The organism is Collimonas sp. OK607 (assembly GCF_900111995.1).
Taxonomy (GTDB): Bacteria; Pseudomonadota; Gammaproteobacteria; order Burkholderiales; family Burkholderiaceae_D; genus Collimonas.
Genome location: NZ_FOKF01000004.1, coordinates 55,100 through 77,159, shown reverse-complemented (window position 1 = coordinate 77,159; position 22,060 = coordinate 55,100). Strand labels below are relative to the sequence as shown.

The following is a 22,060-nucleotide window of genomic DNA, read 5'->3' as shown; positions in this document are numbered from 1 at the left end:
TGATGCTATATCTATTTCAGCGTTACCGTGACGGTGTGCAGCGTCCCTGTAAAGGCGAAAGGCACACGATAATCTTCGCTGACCGGAGTACCGGTATCCAACCCGACATTGAGTCCTTCCACGTAAGACATGACCCAAGGCACCGTCTTTTCGATGCGTCCTTCTCCGCCAGGCCTGCCATCGATCAGTAGCGTGACGTTGCCACCCTTGCCGAAACCACCGCCATCCGCCTTGAAATCAATCCCGAGGACGTGCCGCCCGGCAGGCATCTTGTCGGCGGAGACAATCGAAAAGCGCGCCTTGCCGAGCAGGTTGTAATGGTAGACAAGAACGCCATCGAGCAGATACAAAGCATGTCCGCCAAAGCGCCCGCCTTGGCTAAAAAGCATGCCGTTGACGGCGCTGGAAGGCAAGTCGACGTCAGCCGCGACGAGAAACGATCGGTTGGTCAAATTGGGCGAGCTGCCCGGCGGCACCCTGCGCGTGCCGGGATAGTAGACAAACCCGGTGCGGCCGCGCACGGTGCTCGGCTTGGCCGGCCCCGGCATGTTGGCGGTGCCGCGCATGATCGGCAGCACATGGTTGCGCGCCGCTTCGATCCAGAACAGATCCTGCATCTGACGCAATTTTTCCGGCTCCCGATCTGCCAGGTCGATAGCTTCGCTGTAATCGTTGGCGACGTGATACAGCTCCCACTTGATGTCGTCGATCGATTTGATGTCCATCGAAAAGGCCCACGGCATTTCGACCGGGCCGGCAGCCGCAACCCAGCCATCGTGATAGATGGCGCGATTGCCTACCAGTTCGAAATACTGCGTTTTGCGCGCCGAGGGCGCTTTGGGGTCATCGAACGTGTAAGCCATGCTGACCCCGGCCATCGGTTTTTGCGGAACGCCGTTGACGATCGCAGGCGCGCCCAGGCCGAGAATATCCAGGATCGTAGGCGCAATGTCGATCACGTGATGAAACTGTGAGCGGACTTCACCCTGGTTCCGGATCCGCTCCGGCCACGCCATCACCATACCGTTACGGGTGCCGCCAAAATGCGAGGCTACTTGCTTGAACCACTGAAATGGCGTGTCCATCGCGTGCGCCCAGCCCACCGGATAATGGTTGTACGCCATCGGCCCGCCGAATTCGTCGAGATGTTCGAGCAGTACCGAGATATCTTCCGACATGCCGTTCATGAACAGGGTTTCATTCAGCTCACCGTGCGGACCACCTTCGGCACTGGCACCGTTATCGCCCTGGATAAAAACTACCAGGGTATTGTCGAGCTGGCCCATATCGCGCAGAGCGTCGATCACCCGCCCCACCTGATGATCGGAGTACGCCACCGTAGCCGCATAGACTTCGATCATCCGGGCGTAGATTTTTTTTTCGTCGTCGGACAACGAATCCCAGGGTGCGATTTCGTCTGGACGCTCGGTCAACAACGTATTCTCGGGTACCACGCCACAAGCCTTCTGGCGCGCAAGCGTTGCCTCGCGGATGCCGTCCCATCCCTGGTCAAATTGCCCTTTGAATTTTGCAATCCAGTCTTTAGGCGCGTGGTGCGGCGAATGCCCCGAAGCGGTAGCGTAATGCATGAAGAATGGTTTGTCCGGCGCCGCGGACTTTTGCCGCTGAATCCAGGTGATGGCCTGGTCGGCCAGATCGCGTTCGAGAATGTAGGTCGGATCGTCGTGCGGCGGTTCGATCGGTTGCGTGCCCTGAAACAGGCCGGGCGCCCACTGATTCGTGCCGCCGCCCAGGAAACCATAGAAATGCTGAAAACCCATCGAGGTCGGCCAATGGTCGAACGGCCCCGCCGGCCCGCTCTCCCAGTCCGGCACATTATGGTACTTGCCGATCAGCGCGGTGGAATAGCCATGCAGGCGTAGCAACTCCGCAATCGTCGCAGCGCTTTTGGGGATGATGCTGGTGTAACCGTCGTAGGCGGTCGCCGACTCGGTCACACGACCGGCGCCGACTTCATGGTGATTACGCCCGGTCAGCAATGCGGCGCGGGTCGGCGAACACATCGCGGTAGTATGGAATTCGGTATAACGCAGCCCGATCCTGGCGAGCGCATCCAGCGTCGGCGTCGGAATCGGGCCGCCGAAGGTACTACTGGCGCCATAGCCGATATCGTCGGTCAGGATCACCAGGACATTCGGTGCGCCAGCAGGTGGCTGCGGCGCATCCGGCCATTGCGGCAGATCGGATTCTGCGGGAGTGCGGCCAAAGGTGCCGCCGGATGTTTGCTCGGGTCTTGGCAGCACGTCTTGCTGCTGCGCGGTCGCTCTGTTTTCCATCGTTACCCCTGTTGACTACGTGACGCCTCGTGGGCTGGGCACGCCGACGGACCAACCCTCGGCGTCAAATGCAGTCGCAACGCGGGCGCCCTGCTGCCCGCCATGACGGCTATTAGCACTGTAGTCGATTCAGATATATTTGTATACTTTAATATAAAAATACACTCTAGAGTATATTTACATTCAACCAATGTTCGGAGACGAAGTCTCGACAAGGCTGTTACAAAAATCTTCTAAGAGTCAGGGTTGATGCAGGAGAATCTTTGCAGCCAGTGTTGCGGTAATAACGCACTGGATTTGACATACTCGCGGGGGCCGGTTTGAGATAGGACGCCCCCCTCCTTTACTGCCAATTGGACTTTAGCCGATCGTCAACGATTGCTCGTCCTTGACCGCGGCTGCCGACGCCGACTTCTTCTGCTTGCGGTGCACGCCGACATTCAGGCAGCATGCCAGCGCAGGCAACAAGAACACGGCCCCGAGCAGATTAACCAGAAACATGAAGGCCAGCAACATCCCCATGTCGGCCTGGAATTTCAACGAAGAGAAGGCCCAGGTTCCGACCCCGATCGACATTGTGACCGCGGTGAAAACAGCCGCCGTACCGCGCTGCCGCATCGCCTGGTAAAACGCCTCGCGCAGGCTGGCGCCTTCGGCCAATTCGTGCTGCAGCCGCTCGTACAGGTAAATACCGTAATCCACGCCTACTCCCACACCGAGCGCAATCACCGGCAATGTCGACACTTTCAATCCCACATGCAGTATCGCCATGAGTGCATTGCACAGGATGGACACCAGCATCAATGGGATGACGATGCATAAAATGGCTTTCCACGAACGGAAGGCCAGCCAGCACAACAGTGTGATGGCGCCAAAAATAGCGGCCAGCATCTGGACTTCCGCATGTTCGACGGCATCGTTGGTGGCCGCCGCCACGCCGGCATTGCCGCCGGCGAGACGGAATTGAACGTCCGGCGTCTTTTCGGCATCGATGAATTTACGCACTTCGCCGACCACGTGTTTTAACGTCGCCCCTTGATGATCCCTGAGATAAATCGTCAAATTGACGATCTGGCAGCCGTCGGTATTCATGCCGAGTGCAGGGTCGGCGGCGCGGGCGCCGGAGCGCAGGCCGGACTCGCTACGCTGCAACGCTGCCCAGCGGGGATTGCCTTCGTTGCGGCTGGCAGCAGCCAGTTTTGCCAGGGAGGCGACGGTACTGATCGAACGCACGCCGTCGACGCCACGCATCGCCGAATCGAAGCGTTCGAGCGCATTCATCATTGGCCAGTTCAGGCACGCTTCACTCATATTCTTGGTTTCAACGTAAACAGACAGAATATCCATGCCGATCGAATAGTCAGCCACAATCTTGCGATTGTCGGTGTTATAGCGCGAGTCCGCCCTCAACTCCGGCACGCCAGCGCCGATATCGCCAGTTTGCAGATGACGCGAATACGTCGCCCCCACTCCCAGCAGCACCAGGGCGACCGCCAACGCAGCCAGCGCGTAGCCAGGTTGAGTGAAAGCGGAAATCGCCCACCAGCGCCCTTCTCGCTTATTGCTATCTGCCGCCTCATGCAATTTCATACGGTCGGTATGCAGGTGCGACAGTACGATTGGCAACAGCATCTTGTTGGTCGCGATCATCAACAATACGCCGAGGCAGGCAGTGATTCCGAGCTCGTGCACCATCGGTATGTCGATCAGCATGATGACCATGAAACCAAGTGCATTGGTGAGCAGCGCAACGGTGCCAGGCACGGCCAGTTTGCAGAAGGCGCGTTCCGCTGCTTGCGAGGCATCGGCCCCGACCAGCACTTCGTGCTTCCACGCGTTAGTCATTTGCACGGCATGCGACACACCAATGGAAAATACCAGGAAAGGCACCAGGATCGACATCGGATCGATGCCAAGCCCCAGCAGCGGCAAGATGCCAAGCAACCAGACTACAGGGAGCAGCGCCACCAGCAGCGCCAGCAGCGTCAGGCTGGCGGAACGCGAGTACAGCCATAACAGGAAAGCGGTGATGACAAAGGCGATACCAAAAAACGTGACGACGGTCAGTAATCCGTCCACCACATCGCCGATCACCTTGGCAAAGCCGACGATATTGATTTCCACGTCGTCACTGTTAAAGCGGGCGCGAATCTGTTCCAGCTTCTGCGCTACCTGCCCGTAGTCGAGCTTTTTACCTGTCTGCGGATCGGTTTCGAGCAGATCCGCCTGCACCAGCGCCGACTTCAGGTTGTTCGAGACGAGATGCCCGACCTGGCCCGACCTGGCCACATTCGACCGCACTTCAGCCAGCCCGGCCGCATCTGCGACAAAGCGGGACGGTACCACCTCCTCACCGACAAAACCGTCTTCCGTGACCTCGATATACCTGACGTTAGGCGTGAAGATGGACATCACTTGCCCGCGGTTGACGCCTGGCGTGAAAAATACTTCATCGGTCACTGCGTGCAAGGTCTTCAGGAACTCTGCATTGTAGATATCCCCCTTGCCTTTCCAGTGCACGTTGACCAAAATCCGGTTGCTGCCTGAAAAAATCGACCCGTACTTCAGAAACGCCGCCATGTATTCATTTTTTTGCGGTATGAGCTTGTTGAATCCGGGATCGAGATGCGTGCGTAAAGCAGATGCGCCAAGGCCCACGGTCAGCATGAAAAAGACCACCGACAGCCAGCGCCTGTTACTGATCAGTTTTTTGGCGAGCTGCGCTACAACCACGGTGATGCGGGATGGATTAGCTTTCATTTCTTTACTCCGTTGTTGGGCGTGGTCGCCGCGCTGGCAGTGATGCCGGCGATGTTCGCTACAGGCGCTGGCAAGCGCTTCAATCCAAAAGTACTACCCAGCAGCAAGCTGCCATCAGGCATCGGCTCCATGGTAATTACCGCAGCACGCCCGCCAATCTGCAGAGTCTGGAACGACTCGCCATCATTGCTGACCATCACCAGGCCGCCTTCGCCAGACAACAGCAAGCGGCCGTCAGGCAGATGCGCAGCGCCAAACACCGAAACCATGACCGGCAGCCTGGATGCTGTCCAGTTACTGTCGCCGTCGTTGCGGAAGTACACATGGCCACGCATGCCATAAATCACCCAGCGCTTACCGTCGACACCGCCGACTCCGCTGACACGGGCAGCGCCATAAAACGAACCATTGTAAAAAGCCGGAATCAGGTTCCATTGCTGGCCGCCGTCGTGCGATTCCAGCAACAGGCCGCGCTCCCCCAGAATCAGCCAGTCGCTGCCGTCGGCAGAGCCGACGATATTGTTCAAATGCTTGTCATCGACGCCCGGCAATGTCTCCGAACGCCAGGTTTTACCGTCGTCATCGGATTGCAACATGCGGCCGAACGCGCCAACCGCGATCCAGCGACCGGAAGGAAGGCGCGCGGCGCTCATCAGCGGCTCGCCGTCTTTATCGTCGAAATGTTGTTCCTGCCAGGATTGCCCGTCGTCGGTGCTGCGCAAAATCCACCCTTCGTGTCCCACCGCGATGCCGGTCCCGTTACCGGCAAAGACCATTTGCGTAATCAAGGCCTGGCGCTGCGTCGCCATGTGCGCCGGTAGCCAGCTGCGACCGTCGTCGTGCGACAGGAAAATTTTTCCCAGCTCGCCGCCCGCTATCAGGCCGGCCTTGGTGCGGACGATGGCATTGACCTGCATGCGGCTGGCATCATTGACGGTTACCTGGCTGGCGGCAGTCTCCCGTGGGGAATAGGAATACGCTGTCGCAAGCATGACGATTGCCGCGAAAGCGATGCCAATAGAGGTTCGCATAAGAATTTGTCTCCGTCCGATTTGTGCATTGATTGTTATCTATTTATGCAACTGTCACTTTTCCGCATCGGGATTACATCGTCCAAAAGGGGTAGAAATGGAAAAACCCTGGAAAAACCCCTTCAGGTGCGGAGTCGGCCGTGATCGCAATAAGTTGCCAAATTGAAATATTTTAAGATTGTCGCACACGCAATCTCAACATCGTCTGTTCGGACGATGACTGCAAAGGCCAACACTGATCAGATCGCCATAAGGCCACTGCAATGTACAGCGGCCACCCCGGTTATCAATGTGACGGATGATGGAGACTGACATGAAGACAACGACATTGCAAAACAGCAACAGTGGCACAACCCCGAATACCGGCAGCAATTCCGGCGCGACGCCGCCGCACACCAGGCTGTCACCGGCAAAAGCCGGCAAAATGCTATCGGCCATGATCGTTCTCGCGGTGCTGGGTTCGGTGGCCTACGGCGCGTTGAACGGAACCGACTACCTCGGCTCTTTGCAAACGCATCAGCCGACGCAGGTGGCTTACGCGTCCAATTTGAATTTCTGGACCATGATGGCGTCGCAGGGCAAGTAACTTACCACCGGCCTGGGTGCCGCCGCCGTCATGTGACGGCGTCTCCCGGTAACGGTTCCTGATATCCGGCTCCCGATAGCGGCGCCCGGCGCCATCGAACCAGTCAAAAACGGTACTCCGCCACCTCCCCGTTCGGCACACCCGGAAAGTAGTCTCATCAGACGATGGTGCCCCTGCCAATTTTATGCAAAATACGTCCATACTTGGTAATCTGCATCGTGGATTTCCAGCTCGGAAGTACCAACATAAAGACAAAGCAAGCGAGGAGACTATGGGATTGAAAGGACAGGCAGTTGTTGTCGGTGCCGCGCAGTACAAACCGGAAAAATATGCCACCGCACCGCGCATGTTCCACCTGGAGCAAGTCGCCGATCTCGCGCGGCAGGCATTGGATGACGCCGGCATGCACCTGCAAGACGTCGACGGCCTGGTGGTAACGGGTCCGCAATTTCATGAAGCCGGCATGTTCGTGCCGGCGATGGTCGGCGAATATCTCGGCATACCGCTCAACTTCGCCGAAGTCATCGACCTCGGCGGCGCCTGCTCGGTCGGCATGGTGTGGCGCGCTGCCGCCGCCATCGAACTCGGACTGTGCAATACCGTGCTGTGCGTCATTCCGGCGCGCATGGCACCGCTCGGCAGCAATGACGACCACGCCGCAGAAGTCATGAAGGCATCCCGCTTTGGCGGACACAGCACCCGCTTTGGCGCGCCCGAAGCAGAAATGGATCTGCCTTACGGCCACATGGCGCAAAACACCGGTTACGCCATGATTGCCCAGCGCTACGCCGCCGTACACGGCTACGACGCCGCAGCACTCGCGCGCATCGCAGTCGACCAGCGTTTCAATGCGTGCAGCAATCCGCAAGCGATGTTTTACCAGCAGCCGATCAGCATCGACGACGTACTCAATTCGCGCATGGTGGCGGAGCCGCTGCGCATGCTGGAAATTGTCATGCCGGTAGCCGGCGGAAGTGCCGTGATCGTAACCCGCGACGATATAGCACGCGACTGCAAGCACCGCGGCGTGCGTATCATCGGTTGCGGCGAACACGTACAGTCGAAATCGCCGACCTACGCGCGCGACATGCTGAGCACGCCGATCGGCCCGGCCTCACGCAAGGCGTTTGCAATGGCTGGCTTGCAGCCATCCGACATGCATATGGCGCAAATCTACGATTGCTACACCATCACCGTGATGCTGACCCTGGAAGATGCCGGCTTTTGCGAAAAAGGCCAAGGCATGCGTTTCCTGCGCGAACACGATTTCACCTACAAAGGCAATTTCCCAATGAATACGCACGGCGGCCAACTGAGTTTCGGGCAAACCGGCAGCGCCGGCGGCATGACGCAAGTGATTGAAGCGGTACAGCAGATTCAAGGACGCGCCGGCCAACGGCAATTGCAACGCCACGACCTTGCCTACGTCTCAGGCACCGGCGGCGTGATGAGCGAACAAGGCGCACTGATACTGCAGGGAGTATGAATATGATCTGGAATAAACCACTGCCGCAACCGACCACGATTTCAGCGCCGTTCTGGGAAGCACTCAAGGCACAACAGGTAAAAATACAGCAGTGCGACTCCTGCCAGCACTGGATTTTCTTTCCGCGCGCGCACTGTCCGCAATGCGCGTCCGCGGCACTGAGCTGGCGCGATGTGTCCGGCGAAGGAACGCTGTACACCTATACGATAGCCCGGGTGCCGACTCTGCCTGAGTTTTCTGATGAAATGCCGCAACTGCTGGCCGTAGTCGAACTTGATCAGGGGCCGCATCTCAACACCACGTTGGTCGGCATCAATGAAAACGACATCAAGGTCGGCATGCGAGTGCGCCCGGTATTTGACCAGCGCCCCGGCGATACCACGCTGCTGCGCTACACTGCCGTCGACTCTACGCAAGCTGCAGTGATTCCGGCGGAGACCGTCCAGCGAGAATCGCCACCGGCGGCGCCTCCCAAGAACGATGCCGCCACGCCAGTACGCCGCCAGATCGCGGTAACCGACATGCCCGCATTGCAGGCGCTCGTCTCGGAAACATTTTCCGGCTGGTCCAACGCATTCCACGTTACCCAGGAAATCGTCAATCAATTCGCTGCGCTGTCAGGCGACGACTACTGGATCCATACCGATCCGGAAAAGGCGCGTGCGGAAAGCCCGTTCGGCACCACCATCGCCCACGGAGCGCTGGTACAGGTATTGATCAGCCGGCTGCAACTGCCGCTCGACTATGAAGTCGTAGGCTTCAACAACATGGTCAATTACGGTTCGGACCGCCTGCGCTTTGCCGCACCGGTGCCGGTCGGCTGCAAAATCCACGCCCGCTGCCGCGTTAAATCTGTGGATAAAGTCAAGAGCGGGGTGCAGCTGACGATGGAAATCAATATTCATGTGGTCGGCCACGACCGCCCTTCTGTCATCAACGACCTGGTGATCTTGTACATGTAATTGCATTTCCATGATGTCGTCGCGCCGGTGCGGCGTGGACGCCGCCACGTTACTACGCCACTCAACACACCGAACGGACACGCTTCATGCAACCAACTGAACGACATAAGGCCTTGCTTCACCTGATGCTGGCGGCCAGCATCGCATCTACCATCGGCGGCTTACCCTTCAATGCACTGCCGGTCCTGCTTGGCAGCATGGCCGATTCCTTTGCGCTAGGTCCCAAGGCTGTCGGCCTGCTTGGTTCGACCTGCTTTGCCGGCTACCTGGCCGGCACGCTCAGTGCGCCATTCTGGATGAACCGTCTTGACTGGCGCATGCTCACCGTGATCGGCGCCGCCGGCGCCGCAGCCTCGCTGTGCGCCAGCGCCTTCGTCACACGCATCGAATTCCTGTATGCCATCTGGGCCGTGATCGGTTTCTTTTCTTCGACCATGACGTGCCTCGGCATGCGTATCCTGTCCGATTTGCCTAACAAGGTACGCGCGTTCGGCGTGCGGCAAGGTGTCGAGCTTTCGATTACCGCCGCCGTACTGTTCGCGCTGCCACCGCTGCTGATTGCGACCTGGAAGTATCCGGGCGCCGCAGTCGGGCTTGCCGTGCTGGTGGCGGTACTCGGGCTGTCGGCATTTGGCGTTCCGCGCGGCCCGAGCGCCGGCAGCGCCGCGCTTTTGGCAACCAGGACGGCGCTGCCACCGGCAGCCTGGCTTACCCTCTCCACATTTTTGATTTTCCTGACCGGTAATATCGCGCTGTGGGCCTTTCTGGAACGCATCGGTTCGGCGCTTGAAATTGCATCGACCCAAATGGGGCTGGTGTTCGCGGTGCTGAAGCTGCTGGGCGGCGTGGCTGCGTTCTCGGTCGCCGCTTCGGGCGAACGTTTCGATCAGCGGCCGCCCTACCTTTTGATCATCGGCGGCATTTGCCTCGGGTTGTTTCTGCTGGCCGGCGGCAAGACGTTCATTCCATTCGCCAGCGGTGCGTGGATCTGGGAATTCTTTTTTACCTGCGGCTGCGTATTCCAGACCGCCGCCATCGCGCGCAGCGATCCTAGCGGACGCGCCGTGGTGCTGGTCCCGGCGGTGTTTGCATTGGCTTCCATGATCGGTCCCGGCCTCGGAGGGCAGTTGTTCGCCCAGGCCGGACCGGGCGCGTTGCTGGGCCTGGCGCTTTGCTCTTCCCTGGTGCCGCTTATCGTCTACACCGTGTGGAAACCAGTAATCAAAGAAGCACGCGCGACCTAGGGCGCCTGAGATATTATTAATCAACAGCATTATGATCAATCACATTCCCGTCAATCGCCGTTGGCTTCCATTGCAAGCGTGCTGTGGATTGTCGTCGCGAAGGCATTTTTCCCATGCAGGACTTACACCCAAATTAGAAAATCATGATCAATGACTCTACATTCCCGATAGCTGCATCGTCATCCGACTCATCGGATTCAGCCGAATCATATGAAAGCGGCATGCCATCGCACATGCCGCGCCGCCGTTTCCTGAAAGCCGGCGCGGCAGTTGCCGGCGCCAGCTTGCTCGGTCCAATCGCACAATTCGCCCATGCCGCGCCGGCCGGCAGTATCAGCGCCGATGAGTATGCGGCGCTGGATGCTACCGCCATGGCCGATGCCGTGCGGCGCGGCAGCATCAGTGCCGACGCCTTGCTAGCCGGCGCAATCGCCAGATGCGATGCCGTCAACGGCAAAGTCAACGCCGTGGTCATGCGTCACGACGACCATGCCCGTGCGTTGCTGGCCGAGCTTAAAGGACGTGCCCAGGCAAAAGGCGGCGCACTGGCCGGCGTGCCGATGCTGGTCAAGGATTTGAATACTTACATTGCCGGCACTATCACCACCAACAGCTGCCGCCTCTTCAAAGACGGCCCCGCCGCCACTCGCACCAGCACATTGATCGAGCGATACGAAAACGCCGGCGCAATGACATTCGGCAAAACCGCCGCACCCGAATTCGGCCTGACCACCACCACCGAATCGCGCCAATGGGGCATCACCCGCAACCCATGGAATCTGGCAATGAGCGCTGGCGGTTCTTCTGGCGGTGCAGCCGCGGCGGTAGCCGCCGGCATCATACCTGCAGCCCATGCCACCGACGGCGGCGGCTCGATCCGCATTCCCGCCTCCTACTGCGGCGTGTTCGGACTCAAGCCAAGCCGCTATCGGACGCCCAGCGGTCCGGATCATTTCGAGGGATGGTTCGGCGCCAGCGTCGCCCATGTGGTTTCGCGCAGTGTCCGGGATTCGGCATTGCTGCTTGATGTCGGCCAGGGCCATGAAAAGGGCAGCCCATACTGGTGCGGCCCGATGGAACGCCCCTTCGTCGCCGAATTGGGTATCTCACCGGGCAAGCTGCGCGTGGCGCTGGTTGCCGACTCGCTGACCGGCGTCCCGCTTGATCCTGCAGTTCGGAAAACGCTGGATGATACCGTGCGCCTGTTGCTGTCGCTCGGCCATGAAGTCGAGGCTACCCGCTTGCCTGTCGATGCCGGTCAATTGTTCGGCGCACACGGCGCAATCGTCGGCAACGCGATATTGACAGCAGTGCATGACCGCGAAAAATTCCTTGGCCGCAAGGCCACGGACGACGAACTCGCACCAGTGACCCGCCACGTCATGAGCACTGCCGCCGCCACCAGCGGCGAGGCGCTCTACCGCGCGCGCCAGACGTTCGAAACGATTGGCATGTCGATGGACAACATGTTCGACAAGTACGACATCATCCTGTCTCCGGTAACGGCGACAGTCACACCGCTGCTGGGCAAGCTGAGCATGGAACAAGACTTCGCCGACTACGGCCGCGCCGCGATGGGCAGCGCCGCCTTTACCGTGGTCGCCAACGTATCCGGCCAGCCGGCAATGTCGGTGCCGCTGGGCGTGTCCGAGACCGGTATGCCGATCGGCATGATGTTCACCGCCCGCATCCACAACGAAGCGCTGCTGTTCCGCGTGGCCGCGCAATTGGAGCGTGAGCGTCCATGGGCGCAACGCCGTGCAAAGATCGTCTGACCCATCCGCAGCAGGGTAACCCTGCAAAGCTGCAATGCCCTCCATGTCGCAAGATATGGAGGGCATTTTTACGTCTGCGCACAAAAAAATTTCACCATCGGTAATCCGTGAAGAACAAAAAATGGCCCGCACGACAGATATCGTGCGGGCCATTTCAGCTACGACAGAAGAATAACGCTACGCCATCAGAACGAGTACTTCATGTCCACCGATACTTGATTGCGGTCAGTCAGCGCACGATAGTGGACCAGATCCAGGCTAGGCGAACCCAAGTAGGCCAGGTAAGTAAAGGTAATCGCCAGATTGTTGTTGCGGATAAACGAAGCACCGAAGCTGGCGCGCTTGTCCCCCTGGCCGCCGACACCGCCGGTCAGCGTACGCCCCTTCAACTGCTGCGCATAGCTGATCGGCACCGTCAGATCCCAATTTGGCGTAATGCCTGGATATCCGAGAACGATCTGTCCCTGCGCAGCTATGCCGCGATTCGTGAACGTCAATTTATCGCTGCTCGGAAACGCCGCTGCGGCGGCGCCCAATGCATCAACGCCCGGGGCCTGGATCGCCTGTACATGATTGACGCCGATAGCTGAAATTTCACCTAGCAACAGGACAGAGTCCGCTATCGGGCTGCGGCCGAGATTGGCGAACGCATTCAGATTCACCTGCGTGATGTCAGCGCGCGTCGGGTTAGGCACAGTTGCATTGGTAGCTGGATTGACCACCGTGTTGACCAGTACCGGCGCTCCCATCTTGTACGACAACTCGCCGGCAAGGGTCACCGCACCAAAAGTGGTGCTGAAGGTCGAGCCGAGCAATTTCACGTCGTTAAAATAACGTACCTGATAAGAGCCGTTACCGATCTGATTACCCGCAATGTTGAAGAATGCAGGTGTCTTCGTACCGGGCGTAAATGAATTGATCACCGGCAGCGGCGTACGGTCATTGTAATTCAGGAAATACAGGCCGATTTCAGTCTCGCTGGTGACCCGGTAACGGGTACCGATGCCCCATTGACCGAATCTACCCGGCTTGATGTCGTTGCCGCGCACACCGAACGAACACCCGCTGAAACCCTTGAAGAGACCCGGAACCGCTGGAATGGTAACGTCAGGCCCCAGGCAAGTGCCGCCAGGACCGACGCCGTCAGAGGTATTCAGATACGAACCGGAGGAAGGAGCCAGCGTTTCGTGGAAATTGTATTGCAGCTGGGTCAGCAACGACCATTTCGGCGTGACCTGGATCACACTGGAAAGCTGATCTTCCGGCAACAGGACATCCCTGGTTACGGTGCCTGGAATACCTATTTTCGTGCCATCCGCCGGACCTTGCGCGAGCGATATGCTTGGGAAGAACAACCCTTCGCCCCAGGACACTACGTGGCGTCCAAGGCGCACCGTGGCGCGGCTGCTGTCACCGAAATTAAATGACGTGTAGCCGTAGGCATCCAGCAAGCGCGTATAACCGCCTTGATACCGCTGGGTCTGATCTGGAAACTGATTGACCGGCCCCGGGTTATTGATCGGGCCGGGATTATCGTTGTGGCCGTGATACGCCGCGTCGTAAAAAGTACTGCCCGACATGACCAGTCCCGAATCTCCCTTGGATAGCTTGGAGGTAAACAGTGCCCCGATGCGATTGGCGGTAAACGTACCTTTTTTGAAATTATTGTCACCGTCATTGCCGCCGGCGTTGGTAGGGCCGGCCAGCAATGAATTAGGATTGTGCACACGCGAAGCCAGCGTGTAGAAAGTATCCAGGCCCCAATCCAGTGTCATCCCGTTGTCAAACGGAATCGCTGTCCCCGCATGCGCTGCTCCGGCTTCCGATACGGCCAGTAAAGCGATGGCCATCCGGCTAAGTTTCTTATTCATTTTCACAGAGTGTTCTCCCCGATTTTAGTTGTAATTAGTTGCCAATGGCGCGCGCGGCGTCCGGAGTAAACATCGCCGGCGTGATCCCTGCGCGGTTCAGGATCGGTCCGTCCTTCATTTGCTGGGTCATGTTGTAGGCAATGTAACCGCCTGAATTCAAGTCGTAATAGAAACTTGAGCCGGCTTCCCAGGCTTTCATGTCGAACGCGTAATATTGGTGGATCTCTGCGTACTGCCACAATTTTCCACGGGTGTCGTAGTAATCGGACATGACTGCCTGCCAGTTGTCCTCGTCAAGCGCCAGCACGCGTTTGCCGTAGACATGGCGATAACCGTCTTTCAAGGTCGCTTCCAGTATCCACACGCGACGCAACTCGTAACGGGCGTAGTCAGGATTGATATGACCTGGCTTGAGCAGGTCGGCATACTTCACCTGGCCGCCGTTGAGACGATATGTGTCGGCAGGAATATAGAGTTCGCGCTTGCCCAGCAATTTGAAGGTATAGCGTTCCGGCGAGCCGTTGAACAGGCGATCCTGGTCGATGGTCATTTTGCCGCTAGTGCCGCCTAACGGCTGATCGAAACCGAATTCCGGCAATTGACGCACGCGCCGTGTGCCCGGATCGTAACTCCATGCCAGGCGTTTTCCTTTGGCGAAATCGACCGGTTCTGCAGTCACGCTAACCGATCCTTTGTCGCGTTCCGGGAACAATGTCAGACTGCGGTTGTAGGCCTGTACGGGTCCGTACGGTTTCCCCATCAGAGAGGGATCGCCGGTCATGTTCAGGCTGAGGTTATTGGCGCGGCCCCATGAAATGCTGCCGTCCGGTTTTACGTTGCCGATTTCACGGGTGATTTCCTCGGTCCATGCGCGATGCGGGTAGGTCAGATTCATCAATGCTTCATCGCCATTCTTTGGAATCGGGAATGGAATCGCGCCTGCCAGCGCCTTTATGCCCATGCCGTTATCAGTCAATTCGGCGTCGCGTGCATTCTTTTCTGCGATCTGGCACACCTGGTCGTCGTAACGGAAATCACGGTGTCCCGGATACACAGGCATGCGATAGGTTTTCGGATACTTGGCAAACATTGCCTTCTGACCGTCTGACAAATTGGCGGCGTACTTCGCCATGTTTTCGGCAGTGATGGTGAACAAGGGCTTTTCATTAGCATACGGATCGACAGGGTGCTCGCCGACGTTCGGTTTGTAGCTGACGCCCGGCGGCGTGCCCAGCCATTTTCCCGTGTACTCTGGAATCGTGCCGTCCTTGTTGCCGGCTTTCTCTGCGCCGATACAAGTCAGTTCCTTGCCAAGCTTGTCCGCGTCGGCCGTAGCTACCTTGGCCGATGCTTCTGCCGCAAACAACAAAGTCACAGCCGCGACAGCTACTGGGGTCCAGGATATTATCTTTTTCATCATTGTCTCCTTCTTAACCTACAAAATGGGTCGGTAAAAACATGAAGCCGTTCAAACGTCGTAGCGCATACAAACCGTGTAAGCGAAAACCAATATCGACGCTTCTATTTTTGGTTGACATCGATCTTCTCTCATCGTCTGATTGAACTATCCGACACACAATGCTTAAAAATATTAATCTTATTTTCCCCGTACCTAACGCTGCGTCAATACAAGATTGCACGCACGCAAGAACGCCGGGACAACGGATTCCTGTCGTGGTAAAGCAACATCTGCTTCAAGGCCCGGTTTCTTCGACCGGTTCAGGTATCCAGCCTGGGTCAAGTACTTCAGGTTTCGGCTGGTAGACCCGCGCCATCAGGTAAAAATTATTGTTCTCCGGACTCGGCAGCCAATTCGCACGCTTTTCCGGGCCGGGATCGTTCGGCTGTATCCAGATATCAAGGCTGCCGTCGCTATTGTGCCGGAGGTCACCAGTGCGATCGCCGATCGAATAGCGATTAATCGGGTTACGCACCAGATATTGACCACCTGGCACAAATTCGTACAGGCTGATCGACCAGAAAGCTTTTGCCGGCAGCCCGCCCTGCGGCAGGCGAAGCCGGTAGTGCTGCCCGTTCCCCAGCGCCTTCCCGGCGCCATCGACATTCGCGGCAAAATAAGTTGCTTCGGCGGCTTCAACACCGAGGACTCCTCCAGACATCGCTGCAGATGAGGCACGAATGCGGTAGTCGTCACCGAAACTGTGGGGCAAGCGAAAGCTCATCCAACCATTCCTGCGCGGTATCGTATGCTTATCGGCATTCAGCGCCGACTTAAGCTGCGCGACCAGGCCCGGCATCAACTCACGCCAGCGCGCCTGCACCTGCGGCGTCAGCTTCTCCCAGGAACAGTCCGCGCCGCACACGCCGACCGCTTTGAAGCGTTCGATCAACCTGGCATCCCCGGATGACGGCGGGTCGCGCTGCAAGGCCTCGTTGACGACATCAACAAAGCTTGCGGCGTCGCCGTCCGTGGGGACCATTTTCGTTTCACCGACTGCTACCGCCGAGTTCACCGGACGAATGTGAAATCCATCTTGTACGGCATGCGCATGCGCAAGGTCGTCAGGACCATCGACCAGCACCCGCATATTCAGATAAACGTCGGGGCTGTTCGCCCGAATCACCTGGTCTGCCGGCGGAATCTGAGCATGCCAGTCGGGGGCGACGACGGCAACCGTGCGCGCCTTGGTACCGGTCTTGCGTCGGCCAAGATACTCGAAAGTATTCAGGTCGGCGCCAATCAGCGCAATGACGTAATAGCGATCCGCCGTATCGGGTAACGACAGGACCACCGGCGACCTGCGCACATCGAGCCACGCGGTGGAATACAGGGTGTCGGTGATCGGACCGTTGGCCCAGTGGTCATCCGGAGTTGCAAGCTGACGTGCATGCCGGAAAGCATTCAACGTCGTGTAGGTCGGCGCAGTACTGTCATGCATTGCGATGTATCGCAACCTCATGAACTCGTGATACGGATAGGAATACAAAAATGCGGCACGAATCTCTGCATCCAGGCCGTCATTGCTGGCCGGCACCGCCTGCGCACCCGCCAGGCTGGACCAAGTCATGAGCAAGGCCGGTGCGGCGCGGTGGCAAGATATCGTCTTCAACCGCGCCAACGCCATCATCACGACATGGTTCAACTGCCTCCATCGAAACAAAATACAAGAACCCATTTCTATTCCTCGATAATGGTTTGGAAAGAACGCTGTAACAGCGCACCAGAGCGTGCTTTCATTTCAAGTCGATAGCAACTTTGTCGATCTTCCCGTTGAACGTATAGTCCCGCGGATAGTCGCCAACGGGTGACTTGGTATCGGTACCCACGTCGAACGTCTCATTAAAGGAAAAAGTATTGGGAACGGTCCTGTCGATCCGCGCCTCGCCAACCGCCTGGCCGTCAACCAAAAGCTTGCCGGCGCCGCCCTTGCCGCGCCCTCCGCCGTCGTAACTGAATTCGAAACGAATCGCCCCTTTGCCCGCCTGCAGGCGTTGAGGCCCGGTAATGGTGGTGCGCTTATTGTCGAACACGTAGGTGTATGCCGGCGCGCCATCCTTATTCACATACAACGACCACCCGGTGGTTGCACTGCCTTCAGCTACCAGCACACCTTCCGCGCCCGCCTTGGGAATGTCGACATTCACGGTAATGGCATACGAACGATTCTTTATGTTCGGCGCATTAACTTCATTAATCGAAACCGCCCCCTGGTAATAAGCAAAGCTGCTGCGGCCGGCAGTCAGACTCGGACGCACGGACTGGCCGGCGTCATTGGTCAGCGACAGGCGTTCGATAAAACGGTCATCCAGCGGCAAGACTTTATTTTTTTCAGCCTCGGTCCAAAACAGATTCTGCAGTTCCTGCAGTTTTTCGGGATTCTGCGTTGCCAGATCATGCGCCTGGGTGAAATCCTTATCTACGTGATAGAGCTCCCATTTCTCCTTGCCCAGTGCGCTAGGGCCCCATCCCAGGATGTTCCATGGCATCCGGCTTGGCGTGGTCGAAGCCATCCAGCCATCGCGATACATGCCGCGATTGCCGAGCATCTCGAAATACTGGACCCGGTCCCGGCTGGCGGCCTTGCTGTCATTCAGGCTGTACAGCAAGCTGTGGCCGTCGACCGGCTGCTGGACGACGCCGTTCACCATCGCTGGCGCCGGTATATGGGCGGCCTCTAGAATCGTCGGCATCAGGTCGCTGATATTCGAAAACTGCGACCGCAATCCACCTGGCTCGCGTATGTACTTCGGCCAGGTGACGACCATCGGGTTGCGGGTACCGCCAAAATGCGACGCCACCTGCTTCATCCACTGGAACGGCGTATCCATGGCCCAGGCCCAGCCTGCAGGATAGTGAGAGTACGAGCCGGGGCCGCCGATTTCATCCAATCGCTTGACGATCGCTGCAGGATCTTCCGGCACGCCGTTGAAGCCGTCAGTTTCGTTGAAGTGCCCGTGCAAGCCGCCCTCGCCGCTTGCGCCGTTATCGCCCACCACATAAATGAACAAGGTGTTATCGAATTGCCTCATCTGCTGCAATGTCTCGACCAGGCGTCCGACCTGGGCATCGGTATGCGCAAGGAATCCGGCATAGGTTTCCATCAGCCGCGCCGAGATTTTCTTTTGATCCGCAGTCTGGCTATCCCACGCCGGCAATTCCTTGGGACGCGGCGTCAGGACTGCATCGGCAGGAATCACGCCCAGTTGCTTCTGGCGTGCAAAGATTTGCTTGCGGACTTCATCCCAGCCTTGATCGAACTGTCCTTTGAAACGTTCGATCCAGGGCTTGGGCACCTGCAATGGCGAGTGGGTTCCTCCCGGCGCAAAATACACAAGGAAAGGCTTGTCCGGAGATACCGATTTTTGCAACTGCATCCAGGCGATGGCATGGTCCGCTAGATCTTCGGTGAGATGGTAGCCAGGTTTGGCTGGACGCCGTACCGGTGTAGTGTTGTCGTATAGATCGGGTTCGTACTGATCCATCGCACCACCGAGAAAGCCGTAGAATTTCTCGAAGCCCTCTCCGGTCGGCCAATGGTCGAAAGGCCCGGTCGCCGAGGTTTCCCATATCGGCGTGTTATGCCACTTGCCCCATGCCGAGGTGCTGTATCCATGTTGACGCAAGACCTCGGCGAGCGTGGCGGCACTCTTCGGTATCATCCCGACATAGCCGTCGTAGCTGGTACTGAGCTCACCCACCACACCCGAGCCGACCGCATGCGGATTACGCCCGGTGAGCAGTGACGCCCGCGAAGGAGAGCACATCGCGGTGGTATGGAAACGATTGTAGCGAAGACCCTGGTGCGCCAGCTGGTCGAGTGTCGGCGTAGGAATCAATCCGCCAAAGGTGCCCGCTGCGCCGAAACCGACGTCATCAAGCAGTACCACCACCACATTGGGAGCACCTGCCGGGGGCCGCGTGATTTGAATCTTGGGCGGTACCGAATCTTTAAAGGTACGGCCAATTACTGCAGTCGATTTTGGTGCTGGCATGGGCAGGACAAGACCGGTTTCCGGCAATCCCTGATTCTGCTGCCCCTCTGCGTGCGCGGGCGCTGCAAGTATGGCCAGTTCCAGAATTCCCGCTGCCAAAGTGGTCAGCATCAAACGTCGTTTCATCCGCAGTCTCCTTTATTGGCGAAAAACCACACTGTTTTCCACCTGATTTTTTATTCAGCATTGCATTTCAAGGCACACAGGACATCGTCCAAACGGGTGATCCCGATCCTGCTCTATCGTCCGCCAAGACGATGCGACGGTATCCTGGACATACCAAAATCATGAGATCACAATCCTCCAGACAGGTATGGACAACATGAAAAGTACGGTCGACCGATTCTCTGGCAGGAGAAAATTCGCGATTGCAGCCGCAATCGTCACAACCGCCTTGGTTATCGGTGTCGGTATTGGTTCGTCCCGCGAGTCCGGAAAGACGTATGCGCCGGAGGCGCCTCGCATCGTCGCCGGTGATGGGGTCATCGGCCCCAAGGGCACGATGTGGGTGCCGGCCGGCGAATTCCTGATGGGCAGCGACAGCAAGCTCGCGCAACCCAACGAACGGCCCGCACACAAAATACGGGTCCACGGCTTCTGGATGGATCAGCATCACGTCACCAATGCGCAATTCCGCAAATTTGCGGAGGCCACCGGCTACGTCACGACGGCCGAGAAGAAGCCTGACTGGGAAACCCTGAAAGTGCAGTTACCGCCCGGCACACCACGGCCGTCCGCCGACATGCTGGTAGCCGGCGGCATGGTGTTCGCCGGCACAGACCGCCCGGTATCCCTGGATGACTACGCCCGGTGGTGGCGCTTTACGCCCGGCGCCGACTGGCGCCATCCGAACGGGCCGGGCAGCAGTATCGACGGCAAGGATGATCACCCGGTGGTGCAAGTGTCTTATGAAGACGCGCAGGCTTATGCCAAATGGGCCGGCAAGCGGCTGCCGACCGAAGCCGAATGGGAGTTCGCAGCACGTGGCGGACTTGAGCAAGCGACTTACGCCTGGGGCAACGATTTTGCGCCGGATGGCAAGCAGATGGCCAATGTATGGCAAGGCCAACAACAGCAAGCTTTTCCCGTGGTCAATCCGAAAGCGGGTGGCGCACTCGGCACCAGCCCCGTCGGCACGTTCCCGCCCAACGGCTACGGCCTTTCCGATATGACCGGCAACGCCTGGCAATGGGTGGCTGACTGGTATCGCGAGGATGCTTTTGCGATGGAAGCAAAAGCGGGAGAGCCGACCGACCCGCCCGGCCCGGCCGACAGTTTCGACTCATCCGATCCGGGTACTCCGGCCAACGCTCCCAAGCACGTAACGCGTGGCGGATCATTCTTGTGCAACGAAGACTATTGCCTGAGCTATCGCCCAAGCGCCAGGCGCGGCACCGATCCTTATACGAGCATGTCCCACCTGGGCTTCCGTCTTGTGGCGGATGCAGACGGCGGAAATAGCAAATAGCGTCGGCTACCCGTCAGGGTAGCCGACGCGCCTGTCTCGCCTATCTCATTTTGCCAGCGCACTCAAAGGATAGTCGCTGTAGCCCGCTGCACCGGCGGTATACAGTGTCTTGCGGTCAAAGCGCGCGAGCGGAATGCCGCGTCGCATTCTATGCACCAGATCAGGATTGCCAATGAAATGGCGCGCGAACGATACCGCATCACCGGTACGGTCATGCAAGGCCTGCGCCGCGCTGACGTCGCCGAAGCCGTCGTTGATAATCAGGTTGCCGTCGAAATTCTCACGCGCCAGCTTGAATGCATCAATCTCGGCAAGCGGCGCCCGCATCACGTGCAGATAGGCTAACCCCAGAGACGATACCTGGCGCATCAGTTCAGCATGCGTGGCGGCCGAATCTTCATCACTGGTATCGTTATAGGTATTGCCCGGATTGACACGCAAACCGACCCGGCCAACCCCGATCACCTCAGCCATCGCCTGCAGGCATTCACGGGGAAAGCGCGCGCGGGAACTGGCATCGCCGCCATACTCATCGGTACGCTGATTGCTGCCGGAACTGAGGAACTGCATCGGCAGGTAGCCGCTGGTGCAGTGCAGTTCGACGCCATCGAAGCCGGCGGCGCGGGCATTGAGCGCTGCCTTCGCATGCTCCTGCACTACGGCACGCACTTCTTCGGTGGTCAATGCGCGTGGCTCGTCGTAGCATTGCATGCCGGCGTTGTCGGTAAATACCTCCCCCGCCGCGCGGATCGCCGACGGCGCCACGGTATCGACGCCTTCCGGCTTGATATGCCGGCTGCCGATGCGGCCGCCATGCATGATTTGCAATACGATCAAGCCGCCGCGCGCATGCACGGCATCCGTCACCTTGCGCCAGCCTGCGATATGCGCCACCGTGGCAATTCCCGGCTGACGGCAATATGCCTGGCCGACCGCACTGGTCCAGGTACCCTCGGCGACGATCAGGCCGGCATCGCTGCGATCCGAATAGTACTGTGCCATGATGTCGCTCGGCGTGCCGTCAGGCAGCGCGCGGTTGCGCGTCATCGGCGCCATCACGATACGGTTAGCCAGTTTCAGTTCGCCGAAGCGCGCCGGTACAAACAGAGATTTCAATGCAGACATG

Annotated in this window: 14 protein-coding genes; 6 read left to right on the top strand and 8 right to left on the bottom strand. The window is 58.4% G+C overall.

All coding sequences use genetic code 11. From position 1 onward, the window contains the following. Nucleotides 1–11: 11 nt before the first annotated feature. From BM029_RS04585 to BM029_RS04575, 3 genes are all read right to left on the bottom strand, one after another. On the bottom strand, nucleotides 12–2,297 hold the full coding sequence (locus BM029_RS04585) for an arylsulfatase (RefSeq protein ID WP_092433053.1): 2,286 nt from the start codon (nucleotides 2,295–2,297) through the stop codon (nucleotides 12–14). Between the two features lie 360 nt (nucleotides 2,298–2,657). After that, nucleotides 2,658–5,057: an efflux RND transporter permease subunit gene (locus tag BM029_RS04580; protein WP_092433052.1), complete on the bottom strand. Its 2,400-nt coding sequence runs from the start codon at nucleotides 5,055–5,057 to the stop codon at nucleotides 2,658–2,660. Beyond that, nucleotides 5,054–6,088, bottom strand: coding sequence for a YCF48-related protein (locus BM029_RS04575; protein ID WP_092433050.1), 1,035 nt, complete (start codon nucleotides 6,086–6,088; stop codon nucleotides 5,054–5,056). Before BM029_RS04575 ends, BM029_RS04580 begins: the two co-directional genes overlap by 4 nt. 313 nt (nucleotides 6,089–6,401) lie before the next feature. On the opposite strand from BM029_RS04575, the gene BM029_RS04570 reads away from it, so the two are divergent. The 5 genes from BM029_RS04570 (at nucleotide 6,402) to BM029_RS04550 (ending at nucleotide 12,141) form a co-directional block, all read left to right on the top strand. Further along, nucleotides 6,402–6,674, top strand: coding sequence for a hypothetical protein (locus BM029_RS04570; protein WP_092433049.1), 273 nt, complete (start codon nucleotides 6,402–6,404; stop codon nucleotides 6,672–6,674). A 271-nt stretch (nucleotides 6,675–6,945) separates the two neighbouring features. Next, nucleotides 6,946–8,160: a thiolase family protein gene (locus BM029_RS04565; protein ID WP_092433048.1), complete on the top strand. Its 1,215-nt coding sequence runs from the start codon at nucleotides 6,946–6,948 to the stop codon at nucleotides 8,158–8,160. A gap of 2 nt (nucleotides 8,161–8,162) precedes the next feature. Continuing rightward, complete coding sequence (locus BM029_RS04560; RefSeq protein ID WP_092433257.1) at nucleotides 8,163–9,122, top strand: bifunctional OB-fold nucleic acid binding domain-containing protein/MaoC family dehydratase; 960 nt, start codon at nucleotides 8,163–8,165, stop codon at nucleotides 9,120–9,122. Between the two features lie 86 nt (nucleotides 9,123–9,208). After that, nucleotides 9,209–10,366 carry an MFS transporter gene (locus BM029_RS04555; protein ID WP_092433046.1) on the top strand — a complete coding sequence of 386 codons (1,158 nt, stop codon included), beginning with the start codon at nucleotides 9,209–9,211 and terminating at the stop codon, nucleotides 10,364–10,366. Between the two features lie 221 nt (nucleotides 10,367–10,587). After that, nucleotides 10,588–12,141 carry an amidase gene (locus BM029_RS04550; RefSeq protein ID WP_092433044.1) on the top strand — a complete coding sequence of 518 codons (1,554 nt, stop codon included), beginning with the start codon at nucleotides 10,588–10,590 and terminating at the stop codon, nucleotides 12,139–12,141. 185 nt (nucleotides 12,142–12,326) lie between these two features. On the opposite strand, the gene BM029_RS04545 is transcribed toward BM029_RS04550, so the two are convergent. From BM029_RS04545 to BM029_RS04530, 4 genes are all read right to left on the bottom strand, one after another. Beyond that, the gene (locus BM029_RS04545; protein ID WP_244544906.1) at nucleotides 12,327–14,012 is read right to left on the bottom strand and encodes a DUF1302 domain-containing protein; all 1,686 of its coding nucleotides are present in this window, start codon (nucleotides 14,010–14,012) and stop codon (nucleotides 12,327–12,329) included. A gap of 34 nt (nucleotides 14,013–14,046) precedes the next feature. Continuing rightward, complete coding sequence (locus BM029_RS04540; RefSeq protein ID WP_092433040.1) at nucleotides 14,047–15,429, bottom strand: DUF1329 domain-containing protein; 1,383 nt, start codon at nucleotides 15,427–15,429, stop codon at nucleotides 14,047–14,049. Nucleotides 15,430–15,706: 277 nt separating this feature from the next. Continuing rightward, the gene (locus BM029_RS04535) at nucleotides 15,707–17,149 is read right to left on the bottom strand and encodes a DUF1254 domain-containing protein (RefSeq protein ID WP_244544905.1); all 1,443 of its coding nucleotides are present in this window, start codon (nucleotides 17,147–17,149) and stop codon (nucleotides 15,707–15,709) included. Between the two features lie 58 nt (nucleotides 17,150–17,207). Then, nucleotides 17,208–19,592 carry an arylsulfatase gene (locus BM029_RS04530; RefSeq protein ID WP_092433038.1) on the bottom strand — a complete coding sequence of 795 codons (2,385 nt, stop codon included), beginning with the start codon at nucleotides 19,590–19,592 and terminating at the stop codon, nucleotides 17,208–17,210. Between the two features lie 196 nt (nucleotides 19,593–19,788). Between BM029_RS04530 and BM029_RS04525 the strand changes: the two genes are divergently transcribed. Continuing rightward, nucleotides 19,789–20,934, top strand: coding sequence for a formylglycine-generating enzyme family protein (locus BM029_RS04525; RefSeq protein ID WP_092433255.1), 1,146 nt, complete (start codon nucleotides 19,789–19,791; stop codon nucleotides 20,932–20,934). Nucleotides 20,935–20,979: 45 nt separating this feature from the next. On the opposite strand, the gene BM029_RS04520 is transcribed toward BM029_RS04525, so the two are convergent. Next, nucleotides 20,980–22,059 (bottom strand): alkene reductase, encoded by a 1,080-nt coding sequence (locus BM029_RS04520; protein WP_092433036.1) that lies wholly within the window; start codon nucleotides 22,057–22,059, stop codon nucleotides 20,980–20,982. Nucleotide 22,060 lies beyond the last annotated feature (1 nt).